The 13,136-nt window shown below is 72.5% G+C and carries 13 protein-coding genes and 1 pseudogene; 10 read left to right on the top strand and 4 right to left on the bottom strand.

What is annotated here, in order from left to right:
- Positions 1-29: 29 nt before the first annotated feature.
- Positions 30-602, bottom strand: a complete 573-nt coding sequence (locus ACF07N_RS00800; protein WP_392106643.1) for a helix-turn-helix domain-containing protein — start codon at positions 600-602, stop codon at positions 30-32.
- Between the two features lie 77 nt (positions 603-679).
- Here ACF07N_RS00800 and ACF07N_RS00795 point away from each other — a divergent pair, with 77 nt between their 5' ends.
- The 5 genes from ACF07N_RS00795 to ACF07N_RS00775 all read left to right on the top strand — a co-directional run bounded on the left by ACF07N_RS00795 (position 680) and on the right by ACF07N_RS00775 (position 5,356).
- The gene (locus ACF07N_RS00795) at positions 680-1,609 is read left to right on the top strand and encodes an NAD(P)/FAD-dependent oxidoreductase (RefSeq protein WP_392106640.1); all 930 of its coding nucleotides are present in this window, start codon (positions 680-682) and stop codon (positions 1,607-1,609) included.
- 29 nt (positions 1,610-1,638) lie between these two features.
- Positions 1,639-3,177, top strand: a complete 1,539-nt coding sequence (locus ACF07N_RS00790) for an ATP-dependent DNA ligase (protein ID WP_392106637.1) — start codon at positions 1,639-1,641, stop codon at positions 3,175-3,177.
- The gene (locus ACF07N_RS00785) at positions 3,174-3,632 is read left to right on the top strand and encodes an NUDIX domain-containing protein (RefSeq protein ID WP_392106634.1); all 459 of its coding nucleotides are present in this window, start codon (positions 3,174-3,176) and stop codon (positions 3,630-3,632) included. Before ACF07N_RS00790 ends, ACF07N_RS00785 begins: the two co-directional genes overlap by 4 nt.
- Before the next feature lie 76 nt (positions 3,633-3,708).
- On the top strand, positions 3,709-5,094 hold the full coding sequence (locus ACF07N_RS00780; RefSeq protein ID WP_392106631.1) for an NADP-dependent succinic semialdehyde dehydrogenase: 1,386 nt from the start codon (positions 3,709-3,711) through the stop codon (positions 5,092-5,094).
- A 25-nt stretch (positions 5,095-5,119) separates the two neighbouring features.
- Entirely contained in the window at positions 5,120-5,356 is a 237-nt protein-coding gene (locus ACF07N_RS00775) for a DUF6213 family protein (RefSeq protein ID WP_383332740.1), read from the top strand.
- A 55-nt stretch (positions 5,357-5,411) separates the two neighbouring features.
- Here the strand turns inward: ACF07N_RS00775 and ACF07N_RS00770 are convergent, their stop codons facing one another.
- Positions 5,412-5,927 carry a transcriptional regulator gene (locus tag ACF07N_RS00770; RefSeq protein ID WP_392106628.1) on the bottom strand — a complete coding sequence of 172 codons (516 nt, stop codon included), beginning with the start codon at positions 5,925-5,927 and terminating at the stop codon, positions 5,412-5,414.
- A gap of 336 nt (positions 5,928-6,263) precedes the next feature.
- On the opposite strand from ACF07N_RS00770, the pseudogene ACF07N_RS00765 reads away from it, so the two are divergent.
- The 3 genes and pseudogenes from ACF07N_RS00765 to ACF07N_RS00755 form a co-directional block, all read left to right on the top strand.
- Positions 6,264-7,331 (top strand): annotated as a pseudogene (locus ACF07N_RS00765) (type III polyketide synthase); the annotation flags it as partial.
- A 1-nt stretch (position 7,332) separates the two neighbouring features.
- Complete coding sequence (locus tag ACF07N_RS00760; protein ID WP_383332744.1) at positions 7,333-8,547, top strand: cytochrome P450; 1,215 nt, start codon at positions 7,333-7,335, stop codon at positions 8,545-8,547.
- 7 nt (positions 8,548-8,554) lie between these two features.
- On the top strand, positions 8,555-9,076 hold the full coding sequence (locus tag ACF07N_RS00755; RefSeq protein ID WP_392106624.1) for a cupin domain-containing protein: 522 nt from the start codon (positions 8,555-8,557) through the stop codon (positions 9,074-9,076).
- Here ACF07N_RS00755 and ACF07N_RS00750 read toward each other — a convergent pair.
- Positions 9,073-10,299 carry an acyl-CoA dehydrogenase family protein gene (locus tag ACF07N_RS00750; RefSeq protein ID WP_383333033.1) on the bottom strand — a complete coding sequence of 409 codons (1,227 nt, stop codon included), beginning with the start codon at positions 10,297-10,299 and terminating at the stop codon, positions 9,073-9,075. The two genes, ACF07N_RS00755 and ACF07N_RS00750, sit on opposite strands and share 4 nt — an antisense overlap.
- Before the next feature lie 171 nt (positions 10,300-10,470).
- Between ACF07N_RS00750 and ACF07N_RS00745 the strand changes: the two genes are divergently transcribed.
- Entirely contained in the window at positions 10,471-11,115 is a 645-nt protein-coding gene (locus tag ACF07N_RS00745; RefSeq protein WP_383332748.1) for a TetR family transcriptional regulator, read from the top strand.
- Between the two features lie 61 nt (positions 11,116-11,176).
- Here ACF07N_RS00745 and def read toward each other — a convergent pair whose 3' ends face one another.
- Positions 11,177-11,725, bottom strand: coding sequence for a peptide deformylase (gene def / locus ACF07N_RS00740; protein ID WP_392106621.1), 549 nt, complete (start codon positions 11,723-11,725; stop codon positions 11,177-11,179).
- Between the two features lie 158 nt (positions 11,726-11,883).
- Here def and ACF07N_RS00735 point away from each other — a divergent pair, with 158 nt between their 5' ends.
- Positions 11,884-13,122 (top strand): MurT ligase domain-containing protein, encoded by a 1,239-nt coding sequence (locus ACF07N_RS00735; protein WP_383332752.1) that lies wholly within the window; start codon positions 11,884-11,886, stop codon positions 13,120-13,122.
- Positions 13,123-13,136: the final 14 nt, after the last annotated feature.

Genomic DNA, 13,136 nt, shown 5'->3' with positions numbered 1-13,136 from the left:
AAGAGTCCCGCCGTCCCCTATCGCGTGCGTCACGACCGCTTCGGCCGAGCCCGCACGTGCATCCGCTCCCCCTGCGGCCCGAACAGGCTGAGGAACTCCACGGGCCCCTCCCCCGTCGACCCGAACCAGTGCGGCACCCGGGTGTCGAACTCGGCGGCCTCCCCGGCCGTGAGCACCACGTCGTGCTCGCCCAGCACCAGCCGCAGCTTCCCGGACAGCACGTAGAGCCACTCGTAGCCCTCGTGGGTGCGGGGTTCGGGCTCCAGTCTGCGCTGGGGTTCGAGCACCTTGTAGGCCTGGAGGCCACCGGGCTGGCGGGTGAGGGGCCAGTGGGTGCGGCCGTACATCTCGATCGGCTTGGCGCGCACCCGGGGATCGCCGGACGGCGGGGCGCCGACCAGGTCGTCGAGCGCCACCTGGTGGGCGCGCGCGATCGGCAGCAGCAGCTCCAGACTGGGTTTGCGCAGCCCGGACTCCAGCCGCGACAGGGTGCTGACGGAGATGCCCGTGCTCTCGGAGAGCTCCGCCAGGGTCACCTCCCGGTCCTTCCGCATCTGCCGCAGCCGGGGCCCGACGCCCGCGAGTACCTCGTCGGTGGTCATGGTCGTATTGCAGTTTCGGCAAACTTGTTTGTCAATCCCGTACCGCCGGAGCGACGCTCGGCGGCGGAGGTGGTCACATGACCGAGAAGTACGCAGTGGTGGTGGTCGGCGGGGGCGCGGCGGGTCTTTCCGCGGCGCTGGTGCTGGGCCGGGCCCGGCACCGCACGCTGGTCGTCGACGCGGGCGAGCCGCGCAACGCGCCCGCCGCGCACATGCAGGGCTACCTGTCGCGGGACGGCATGCCGCCCGCCGAGTTCCTGGCGGCGGGCCGGGAGGAGATCGCGCGCTACGGCGTCGAGCTGGTGCGCGACCGGGTGGTGGACGTCGAGCGGGGCGAGGACTTCGCCGTGGTGCTGGCCGGCGGCCGGACCGTGCGGGCCCGGCGGCTGGTCGTCGCGACCGGGCTGAAGGACGAGCTGCCCGCGGTGCCCGGGGTCGCCGAGCGGTTCGGCCGGGACGTGCTGCACTGCCCGTTCTGCCACGGCTGGGAGGTGCGCGACCAGCCGTTCGGGGTGCTCGCGACCAGCCCGGCGAGCGTGCACCAGGCGCTGATGGTGTCGCAGTGGTCGAAGGACGTGCGGCTCTTCCTGCACACGGTCGACGAGGCGGAGCTGTCCGACGAGGACCTGCGCCGGCTCGCCGCGGCCCGGGTGGACGTGGTGCCCGGCGAGGTTGCGGAGCTGGTGGTCGAGGACGACCGGCTCACCGGGGTCCGGCTCGCGGACGGTTCGGCGCACGCCCGTTCGGTGCTGTTCGCCGCCCCGCGTCCCGTGCCGCAGACCGGCCTGCTGGAGCGGCTGGGCGCCGAGCTGCACGAGACGCCGTTCGGCGCGTACCCGGTGGTCGACGCGACCGGCCTGACGACCGTGCCGGGCGTGTGGGCCGCGGGCAACGCGATCGGTTTCGCCGAGCAGGTCGTGCACGCCGCGAGCGGCGGCTACCGGGCCGCGTCGGCGATCGTCGGAGACCTGCTGATGACGGACCTGGACGCGGCCGTCCAGGTGTAGGGACCGGGCCTGCGGTGCACCATGACTGCATGCTGCTGCACCGGCTGGCCCGTGTGTCCCAGGAGGTCGCCGCCACCTCGGCGCGGTCCCGGAAGACGGCTCTGCTCGCGGAGCTCTTCCGGGACGCCGAGGCGGAGGACGTGCCGATCGTCATCCCCTACCTGGCCGGGCGGCTGCCGCAGGGCCGGATCGGCGTGGGCTGGAAGGTGCTGGGCCGCCCGGTCGCCCCGGCGCCGGAGCCGGGCCTGACCGTGCGGGACGTCGACGCCCGGCTGTCGCAGCTCGCGAAGGTGTCGGGCCCCGGATCCCAGGCGGAGCGCACGCGGCTGGTCGGGGAGTTGATGGGCGCGGCCACCGAGGACGAGCAGCGGTTCCTGCTCGGGCTGCTCACCGGCGAGGTCCGGCAGGGCGCGCTGGACGCGGTCGCGGTCGAGGGCCTGGCCCAGGCGACCGGGGCGCCGGGCACGGACGTGCGGCGGGCCGTGATGCTCGCCGGTTCCCTCCAGACGGTCGCCGAGGCCCTGCTCGCGGACGGCCCGGCCGCCCTGGACCGGTTCCGGCTCACCGTCGGCCGCCCGGTGCTGCCGATGCTGGCGCACAGCGCCTCCTCGGTGGCGGAGGCGGTGGACAAGCTGGGTGCCTGCGCGGTGGAGGAGAAGCTGGACGGCATCCGCGTCCAGGTGCACCGCGACGGCGCCGCCGTGCGCGTGTACACCCGCACCCTCGACGACATCACCGACCGGCTGCCCGAAGTGACGGCGGCGGCCCTGGAGTTGCGCGGCGAGCGGTTCATCCTGGACGGCGAGGTGATCTCCTTCGGCGAGGACGGGCGGCCCCGCTCGTTCCAGGAGACCGCCGGGCGGGTCGGCTCCCGCACGGACGTGGCGACGGCCGCCCGGGCGGTCCCGGTCTCCCCCGTCTTCTTCGACGCCCTGTCCGTCGACGGCCGCGACCTGCTCGACCTGCCGTTCGCCGAGCGGCACGCCGAGCTGGCCCGGCTCGTCCCCGAGCCGATGCGGGTGCGGCGCACCCTGGTGTCCGGGCCGGACGAGACGCACACGGCGGAGGAGTTCCTGGCCGGCACCATCGGGCGCGGCCACGAGGGCGTCGTCGCCAAGTCCCTCGACGCCCCCTACAGCGCGGGCCGGCGCGGCGCGTCCTGGCTGAAGGTCAAGCCGGTGCACACCCTCGACCTGGTCGTGCTGGCCGCCGAGTGGGGCCACGGCCGCCGCACCGGCAAGCTCTCCAACCTGCACCTCGCCGCCCGCACCGCCGACGGCGGCCTCGCCATGCTCGGCAAGACCTTCAAGGGCATGACCGACGCGATGCTCACCTGGCAGACCGAACGGCTGCGGCAGATCGCCGTCGACGACGACGGCCACGTGGTGACCGTGCGCCCGGAACTCGTCGTCGAGATCGCCTACGACGGGCTCCAGCGCTCCACCCGCTACCCGGCCGGCGTCACCCTCCGCTTCGCCCGCGTGATCCGCTACCGCGAGGACAAGCGCCCCGAGGACGCCGACACGGTCGAGACGCTGCTGGCCGCCCACCCGGAGGTCAGGCCGTGAAGCGCAGCGCGGGCCTGCTGCTCTTCCGCCCCTCGGGCCACGGCCCCGAAGTCCTGCTGGGTCACATGGGCGGCCCGTTCTTCGCCCGGCGCGACGCGGGGGCGTGGACCGTGCCCAAGGGCGAGTACGAACCGGACGAGCCCGCCTGGCAGGCCGCCCGCCGGGAGTTCCAGGAGGAACTGGGGCTGCCGCCGCCCGACGGGGAGGCCATCGACCTGGGCGAGGTCCGGCAGACCAACGGCAAGATCGTCACGGTCTGGGCGATCGAGGCGGACCTCGACCCGGCGGCGATCGTGCCCGGCACGTTCCGGATGGAGTGGCCGCCTCGCTCCGGGCGGCTCCAGGAGTTCCCCGAGCTGGACCGGGTGGCCTGGTTCGGACTCGACCGGGCCCGCGAGGTGATCGTCAAGGCCCAGGCGGCGTTTCTCGACCGCCTGGCGGAGCACTCGCCCTGAGGAGACGCTCCCGCGTTGCGGTCCCCTCCGCCGCGCGGGAAGGTCGAGACACAGCCCGCTCCCAGGGAGGTCAGCCATGCCCATCGCGACGGTCAACCCGGCGAACGGCGAGACGCTCAAGACGTACCAGGCCATGGGCGAGGAGGAGATCGAGCGGCGGCTCCGGCTCGCGGAGGCCACGTTCCGCACGTACCGGACGACGGCCTTCGCCGAGCGGGCCCGGCTGCTGCACCGGGCCGCCGACCTCCTCGACGAGGACCAGCAGGACATCGCCCGGGTGATGACCACCGAGATGGGCAAGCCGATCCAGCAGGCCAGGGCCGAGGCTGCGAAGTGCGCCAAGGCGATGCGCTGGTACGCCGACCACGCCGAGGAGCTGCTGGCCGACGAGGAACCGTCCGGGGCCGACGTCAAGGACTCCGGCGCCTCGCGCGTGCGGGTCCGTTACCGCCCGCTCGGCCCGGTGCTCGCGGTCATGCCGTGGAACTTCCCGCTGTGGCAGGTGGTGCGCTTCGCGGCGCCCGCGCTGATGGCGGGCAACGTCGGCCTGCTCAAGCACGCCTCCAACGTCCCGCAGACCGCCCTGTACCTGGAGGACCTCTTCCACCGGGCGGGCTTCACCGAGGGCTGCTTCCAGACGCTGCTGATCGGCTCCGCCGCGGTGGACGACATCCTGCGCGACGAGCGGGTGAAGGCCGCCACGCTCACCGGCAGCGAGCCCGCGGGCCGCGCGGTCGCCTCCACCGCCGGGGAGATGATCAAGAAGACGGTGCTGGAGCTGGGCGGCAGCGACCCGTTCGTCGTGATGCCCTCCGCCGACCTCGACAGGGCCGCGCAGGTGGCGGTGACCGCGCGGGTGCAGAACACCGGGCAGTCCTGCATCGCCGCGAAGCGCTTCATCGTGCACGCGGACGTCTACGACGCCTTCGCCGAGCGGTTCACCGAGGGGATGCGGGCGCTGAAGGTCGGCGACCCCCTGTCCGACGACACCGAGGTCGGGCCGCTGGCCAGCGAGCAGGGGCTGCGCGATCTGGAGGAACTGGTCGACGACGCGGTGCGCGGCGGGGCTCAGGTGCTGTGCGGTGGCGAACGGCCGGAGGGGCCCGGCTGGTACTACACGCCGACGATCCTGGCCGGCATCACGCGCGAGATGCGGATCCACCGGGAGGAGGCGTTCGGGCCGGTCGCCACGCTGTACCGGGTGGCCGACCTGGACGAGGCCGTGCTGCTCGCGAACGACTCGCCCTTCGGGCTGAGTTCCAACGTCTGGACGCACGACGAGGCCGAGGTGGAACGGTTCGCCCGGGACCTGGAGGCCGGGGGCGTGTTCTTCAACGGCATGACGGCCTCCCATCCGGCGTTCCCGTTCGGCGGCGTGAAGCGCTCCGGGTACGGGCGTGAGCTGTCCGGGCACGGAATCCGCGAGTTCTGCAACATCACCACTGTTTGGCATGGTGCGTGAGTGTTGCGGGGCTACGATCCCGTCTGTGAACCGCGAAGTGACTCTGCCTCTGATCGTCGACGACCGCGGGACCTTGCAGGTGGCTGCCGCGGATGTCAGCAAGCTCTTGCGGACCGTCGGGGGGCGGTGGGTGCGGCTGGTGGAGGGCGGGGAGTCGGGACTGGACGAGGACACGGTGGCGGCCCTGACGATCGAGCTGGCGAAGCTGGCCGACCGTATCGACGTGGCCTGCATCGCGCACAGCAGTGGGACCGCGACGTAGCTCCCCCGCGCGCCCGGACCCTCGTCCCGCTAGGTCAGGCCGTCGTCCCGCGCTGTCAGGCCGTCGTCCCGCTCAGTGCCGTCCAGAAGCTCGCCTCGTACTGCTGCAGGAGACGGCCGTAGGTGCGTGCCCGCCGCTCGTCGAGGCGCCCTTCGTCCAGGGCCGCCCCCACGGCCCGTTCCGCCAGCCGGTCCAGGTCGGGTGACGGCTCGGCGAAGAAGTCGAAGAAGGCGCAGGCCTCGTCGGTGAGGCCGTAGTGCTCGCGCAGTGCCGTGGCGATGGCCGCGCAATAGCCGCCCCACGCCGAGAAGTTGGCCGTCAGGGCCAGGACCGCGTCCGCCGGTGCGGCGTTGAGGGCCAGCCAGGCCACGTACGCGGGGTACGCCTGGCAGCCGGCGAGCGGCTCGTACGACGCCTCCCGGGCCCCGCAGGCCCGCGCGAAAGCGTCCAGCCGGTCCCCCGCCAGCGCCTCGCCCTCCGCGAGGGCCGTGAAGAAGGCCGCGCACTCCGGGTCGGTCGCCTCGGAGCGGACCGCCAGGTGCTCGAACGCGCGGCGGTCCGCGGGGATCACCCAGCCCTGTTCCAGGGCGAGCGCGGCGAGGGTGGCGCGGGGTGCCGTGCCGGCGGCGATCCGGGGGACCAGGGGGTTGGCGTCCGGGTCCGGAGCGAGGGCCGCCGTGGTCGTGCGCAGTAGGTCCCGGGCCGGGTGTCATCGCGTCCTCCGTCGTGAGGGTGTCGGGTCGAGACTGGCACGCCGTCCCCGGTACGGAGTAGTCCCGCGCGAACTCCGCCTGCCGGCGGGTGATCGTGGGTGGACCACCTCTAGAGGTGACACAGGTGACGCCCCTAGAGGTGAACCACCTTCTGACCGGGGGGCGAAGGGCCTTCCGGGAGGCGAAAGCAGGCACGGTTCATGGCGACTTTGTGCAGACCCTCGGTGTCCGTTCCAGAGCACGTGATCACGATGGAGGAGACGCTGGAGCTGGCGCGTGAGCGCCACGCCGACCACCCCCAACTGCCGCTGGCCCTCCGGCTGATCGAGAACACCGGTGTGCGCACGCGGCGCATCGTGCAACCCATCGAGGAAACCCTGAAGCACCCCGGGTTCGAGGACCGCAACAAGCTCTACGAGGCGGAGGCCAAGGCGCGGGTGCCCGCGGTCATCCAGCGGGCGCTCGACGACGCGGAGCTGCTGGCCACCGACGTGGATCTGATCATCTACGTGTCGTGCACGGGCTTCATGATGCCCTCGCTCACGGCGTGGCTGATCAACGAGATGGGCTTCGACCCGACCACCCGGCAACTGCCGATAGCCCAGCTGGGCTGCGCGGCCGGCGGCGCGGCGATCAACCGGGCCCACGACTTCTGCACGGCCTACCCCGACGCCAACGCGCTGATCGTGGCCTGCGAGTTCTGCTCGCTGTGCTACCAGCCCACCGACATCGGCGTCGGCTCGCTGCTGTCCAACGGGCTGTTCGGCGACGGCATCGCCGCCGCCGCGGTCCGCGGCCGGGGCGGCGAGGGCGTCGTGCTGGAGCGCAACGGCTCGTACCTGATCCCCAAGACCGAAGAGTGGATCATGTACGACGTGAAGGCCACGGGCTTCCACTTCCTGCTGGACAAGCGGGTCCCGGCCACCATGGAGCCGCTGGCGCCGGCGCTGAAGGACCTGGCAGGAAACCACGGCTGGGACGCCTCCGACCTGGACTTCTACATAGTCCACGCGGGTGGGCCCCGCATCCTCGACGACCTCAGCACCTTCCTGCACGTCGACCCGCACGCCTTCCGCTTCAGCCGGGCCACGCTCACCGAGTACGGCAACATCGCCAGCGCCGTCGTCCTGGACGCGCTGCGCCGGCTGTTCGACGAGGGCGGGCCCGAGCACCGGGCACGCGGGCTGCTGGCCGGGTTCGGACCCGGTATCACCGCCGAGATGGCCCTGGGCCGCTGGCACCGCGCGGACGAGACGAAGTGAGATGAGCGAAGAGACGATCACCCAGACGCCGCCCCCGGTCCGGGACTGGCCCGCGCTGGACCTGTCCGGCGCGGACTTCGACCCGGTCCTGCGGGAGCTGATGGACGAGGGCCCGGTCACCCGCATCAAGCTGCCCAACGGCGAGGGCTGGGCCTGGCTGGTCACCCGCTACGACGACGTGCGGACGGTGACCAACGACCCGCGCTTCGGCCGCGAGGCGGTCATGGACCGGCAGGTCACGCGGCTGGCCCCGCACTTCATCCCGTCCCGGGGCGCGGTCGGCTTCCTCGACCCGCCGGACCACACCCGGCTGCGGCGCAGCGTCGCCGCCGCGTTCACGGCACGCGGGGTGGAGCGGGTGCGCGAGCGGTCCCGCGGGATGCTGGCGGAGCTGGTCGACGAGATGCTCCAGGACGGCCCGCCCGCGGACCTCACCGAGGCGGTGCTCAGCCCGTTCCCCATCGCGGTGATCTGCGAGCTCATGGGGGTCCCGGCCGCCGACCGGCACGACATGCACACCTGGACGCAGCTGATCCTGTCCTCCGCGCACGGCGCCGAGGTCAGCGAGAAGGCCAAGAAGGAGATGGGCGCCTACTTCGCCGACCTGATCGGTCTGCGCGAGGGCAGCACCGGCGAGGACGTGACCTCGCTGCTCGGCGCCGCGGTCGGCCGGAGCGAGGTCACCCTGGAGGAGGCGGTCGGACTCGCCGTGCTCCTGCAGATCGGCGGCGAGGCGGTCACCAACAACAGCGGCCAGATGTTCTACGTGCTGCTGACCCGCCCGGAACTCGCCGAGCGGCTGCGGGCCGAGCCGGAGATCCGCCCCCGGGCCATCGACGAGCTGCTGCGCTGGATCCCCCACCGCAACGCGGTCGGGCTGTCGCGGATCGCCCTGGAGGACGTGGAGATCCAGGGCGTGCGGATCCGCCGGGGCGATGCGATCTACGTGTCGTACCTGGCGGCCAACCGCGACCCGGACGTCTTCCCCGACCCGGAGACCATCGACTTCTCCCGCAGCCCGAACCCGCACGTCTCGTTCGGCTTCGGGCCGCACTACTGCCCGGGCGGCATGCTGGCCCGGCTGGAGTCGGAGCTCCTGGTCGACGCGCTCCTCGACGGCGTGCCGGGTCTGCGGCTGGCCGTGCCGGCCGAGGACGTGCCCTTCAAGAAGGGCGCGCTGATCCGCGGGCCCGAGGCCCTGCCCGTGACGTGGTGAGACGGCGATGACGGCGACGGAAGGCCTGCTCGTCCCGCCCGGTCACGGCCGGGTCGTGCAGGCCCCCGCGCAGCAGGTGACCTTCAAGGTGACGGGCAGCCACTCGCGTATGGCCTCCACCTTCGAGGTGGTGGTGCCCCCGGGCTTCGACGTCGGGGCCCATGTGCACACCCGCAGCGAGGAGCTGTTCTACGTCCTGGAGGGCGAGCTGGACGTGCTCGCCTTCGAGCCGCGGGTCCGTACCCCCGACACCTGGCGGGGTTGGGAGTCCGCTTCCGGCAACCGGGTGGTGCGGGCCACGCCGGGCACGGTGATCGTGGTGCCCCCGGGGTGCCCGCACGCCTTCGCCAATCCGACGGACGAGCCCGCGAAGATGTTCTTCCAGGCGAGCCCGCCGCCGGACCACGAGCGGTACTTCGAGGAACTGCTGGAGATCCTCGGCGGCGGGGGCCCGCCGGACCACGCGGCCATCGAGGAGCTCCGGGCGCGGTACGACATCGAGCAGCTGACGCCGCTGCGGCACCGTTAGCGGATGGGCACCCCGGCGAGGGTGCGGGCGATGACCAGGCGCTGGATCTCGCTCGTGCCCTCGAAGATCGTGTAGATCGCCGCGTCGCGGTGCATGCGCTCCACCGGGTACTCCCGGGTGTAGCCGTTGCCGCCGAGGATCTGGATGGCCTGGGCGGTGACCTTCTTGGCGGTCTCGCTGGCGAACAGCTTGGACATCGAGCCCTCGGCCGCCGTGAACGGCTTGCCGTTGATCGCCATCCAGGAGGCGCGCCAGACCAGCAGCCGGGCCGCGTCGATGGAGGTGCGCATGTCCGCGAGCTGGAACGCCACGCCCTGGTTGTCCACGATCGGCCGGCCGAACTGCTCACGGGTCGTGGCGTAGTCGAGGGCGACCTCGTAGGCGGCGCGGGCGGTGCCGACCGCCATGGCGCCGACGGCCGGGCGCGAGGCCTCGAAGGTGGCCATGGCCGCGTTCTTCACGCGCTCCCCGCCCTGCCGGGCCTTCTCGCGGGCCCGGGCGAGCCGCTCGTCGAGCTTCTCCTTGCCGCCGAGCAGGCAGGAGCCCGGGACGCGCACGTTGTCGAGGATGACCTCGGCGGTGTGGGAGGCGCGGATGCCGTGCTTCTTGAACTTCTGGCCCTGGGACAGGCCCGGTGTGCCCGGCGGGACGATGAAGGAGGCGTGGCCCTTGGAACCGAGGTCCGGGTCGACGACCGCGACCACCACGTGGACGTTGGCGATGCCGCCGTTGGTCGCCCAGGTCTTGGTGCCGTTGAGGACCCACTCGTCCTTGGCCTCGTCGTAGACGGCCCGGGTGCGCATGGAGGCGACGTCGGAGCCGGCGTCGGGCTCGGAGGAGCAGAAGGCGGCGACCTTGACGTCGTTGGCGTCGCCGTACATCTGGGGGATCCAGGTGCCGATCTGCTCCTCGGTGCCGTTGGCGAGGACGCCGACGGCGGCGAGGCCGGTGCCGACGATGGACAGGGCGATGCCCGCGTCGCCCCAGAACAGCTCCTCCATCGCCATGGGGATGCCGAGGCCGGTGGGGTCGAAGTACTGCTGGGCGTAGAAGTCCAGGGAGTAGATGCCGACCTTGGCGGCCTCCTGGATGACCGGCCAGGGAGTCTCCTCACGCTCGTCCCATTCGGCGGCCGCGGGCCGGATCACGTCGGCGGCGAAGCCGTGGAGCCAGTCACGGACCTCCTTCTGTTCGTCGTTGAGCTCCATGGTGAACTCGGCCATGTCGGTCCCCTCCAGCGGCACGTGCATGTTACTTGCGGTAACCGCAGTCTGTTACCGATCGGTAGTCCGCGTCAACTCCTCCCGGCCGGCCGGCACCCGTCCGGCGTCCGGAGCGTGCTTCAGTGTTAGTTTGCGCAAGCGTCATCGAAACATCACGGGTGGGGAGAGCACATGGACACCACGCAGCGGACCGACCAGCAACGGTCCGCCGACCGCCGACGGCGTGAACTGCTGGAGGCCGCCGACCGGGTGGTGCTGCGCGACGGCCCGCAGGCCTCGATGAACGCGATCGCGGCGGAGGCCGGCATCACCAAGCCGATCCTCTACCGGCACTTCGGTGACAAGGGCGGACTGTACGCGGCCCTCGCCAAGCGGCACACGGACGCCTTGCTGGACTCGCTGCGTGCGGCGCTGGACGCGCCGGCGGACCGCCGCGAGCGGGTCGAGGCGACACTCGGCACCTACCTCGCGGCGATCGAGGCGCGGCCGCAGGTGTACCGGTTCCTGATGCACCCGGCGGAGGGGAGCCAGCCGGGCGACCAGGGATTCGACGTCGGCAAGCACAGTGCGCCGCTGCTGCGTCGGATGGGCGAGGAACTGGCGCAGGTCATCGAGGAGCGGCTGGACCTCGGGCCGGGCGGGCAGCAGCTGGCGCGCGTCTGGGGGCACGGGATCGTCGGCATGATGCATGCCGCCGGGGACTGGTGGCTGGGGGAACGGCCCTGTTCCCGCGAGGAGTTGGTGCGCAGCCTCGCCGACCTGCTGTGGGGCCGGCTGGCGGCTGCGGGGGACCGGGTGGGAGGCCCGGGCTTCTGACCGTCGCGCGCTGCCCTGCGGGCCGGTGAGGGCTGGTCGCGCAGTTGCCCGCGCCCCTGGGTCACTCACCCCCTCGGCGCCATGGAGCCCGGGCGGCTTGCCGCATCAGTCTGCGGTGGCGCCAGCCCGTCAGGCGGTCCGCGTAGACGCGGCCCTCCAGGTGGTCGCACTCGTGCTGCAGACAGCGGGCGAAGAAGCCCGTGCCGTGGACCGTGACGGGCTCGCCGGTCATCGTGAGGCCCTCGACCACCGCGTGGTCGTGCCGTTCCGTGCCCGCTTCCAGGCCCGGCAGCGACAGGCAGCCCTCCGGGCCGCGGATCACCACGCCGTCCGCCGCGACGAGGCGGGGGTTGACCACGTGGCCGAGGTGGCGGACGTCCTCGTCGTCGGGGCAGTCGTAGACGAACACCCGCAGCGGCTCGCCGATCTGGTTGGCGGCCAGGCCGACGCCCTGGGCGGCGTACATGGTCGCGAACAAGTCCTCGACCAGCCCGGCCAGTTCGGGGCCGAAGTCGGTGACCTCCGCGCAGGGCGTGTGCAGGACGGGGTCGCCGTGCAGGGTGAGGGGTCTCACGCGGCCGCGGGCACCGGGGATGGGACTCTGTCGCATGGCCGCAAGAGTAAGGTCCTGTCGGTGCGCGCCTCCCACACGAGTTCGCCACAGTGCCGCGGTTCGGGAGTGCGAAGGGATCTCGATAGGCTGAGGTCCACACCACGTGGCCGTCAGGCTTCAAGGCGCGGCGCGTACGCAAGGAGGATCGAGAACTGATGGCAGGCAACTCGGACCCGCTCTCGCCGCGGGCCAAGCTGGCCGTGACGGCGGGCAAGGCGGTCGCGGCGGCGTCCCGCGCGGCGGGTCGCGGCAGCGGATCGGTCATCGGCGGCCGGGTGGCGCTCAAGCTCGACCCCGACCTCCTCGCCCGGCTGGCGCAGAACCTGGACGTGATCCTGGTCTCGGCGACCAACGGCAAGACCACGACCACCCGGCTGATCGCCGAGGCCCTGCGCGCGGCCGGTCCGGTCGTCTCCAACGCGCTCGGCGCCAACATGCCGGCCGGCATCACCTCGGCGCTCGCCGGCGGCTCGGACGCCCGGTACGGCGTCATCGAGGTCGACGAGAAGTACCTGGCCGGCGTCGCCCGGGACACCGACCCGAAGTGCATCGCGCTGCTGAACCTCTCCCGTGACCAGCTCGACCGCGCGGCGGAGACCCGCATGCTCGCCGAGAACTGGCGCGAGGGGCTCGCCGGTTCCAAGGCCGTGGTCGTGGCCAACTGCGACGACCCGCTGGTGGTGTGGGCGGCGTCCTCCTCCCCCAACGTGATCTGGGTCGCCGCCGGCCAGATGTGGAAGGACGACGCCTGGTCCTGCCCCTCGTGCGGCGGCGTGATGCAGCGCCCGGGCGACGACTGGTTCTGCGGTGAGTGCGGCTTCCGCCGTCCGACGCCGAGCTGGGCGCTCTCCGGCGACCACGTCCTCGACCCGCACGGCTCGGCCTGGCCGATCCACCTCCAGCTGCCCGGCCGCGCCAACAAGGCCAACGCCGCCTCCTCGGCCGCCGTCGCCGCGGTGTTCGGGGTGCCGCCGCAGGTCGCGCTGGAGCGCATGTACCAGGTGCAGGCGGTGGCCGGACGGTACGACGTCGTCCAGTTCCAGGGCCGCGACCTGCGCCTGCTGCTCGCGAAGAACCCGGCCGGCTGGCTGGAGACGTTCTCCCTGATCGACCCGCCGCCCGCGCCGGTCATCCTGTCCGTGAACGCGCGCTCCGCCGACGGCACCGACACCTCCTGGCTGTGGGACGTCGACTACACGCGCCTGACCGGCCACCCGATCTGCGTGGTCGGCGACCGGCGGCTGGATCTGGCGGTGCGTCTGGAGGTCGCCGACCAGCACTTCCAGGTCTACGACAACCTCGACCAGGCCGTGGCCGCGTGCCCGCCGGGCCGTATCGAGGTCATCGCCAACTACACGGCGTTCCAGGACCTCCGCCGCCGCGTCGGCAACTGAGCACGAGACGTCAG

This window comes from Streptomyces sp. NPDC015242 (genome assembly GCF_043079125.1).
GTDB lineage: Bacteria > Actinomycetota > Actinomycetes > Streptomycetales > Streptomycetaceae > Streptomyces.
Note: the sequence above shows the minus strand (reverse complement) of the source record. Positions and strands in the feature narration are given on the sequence as shown.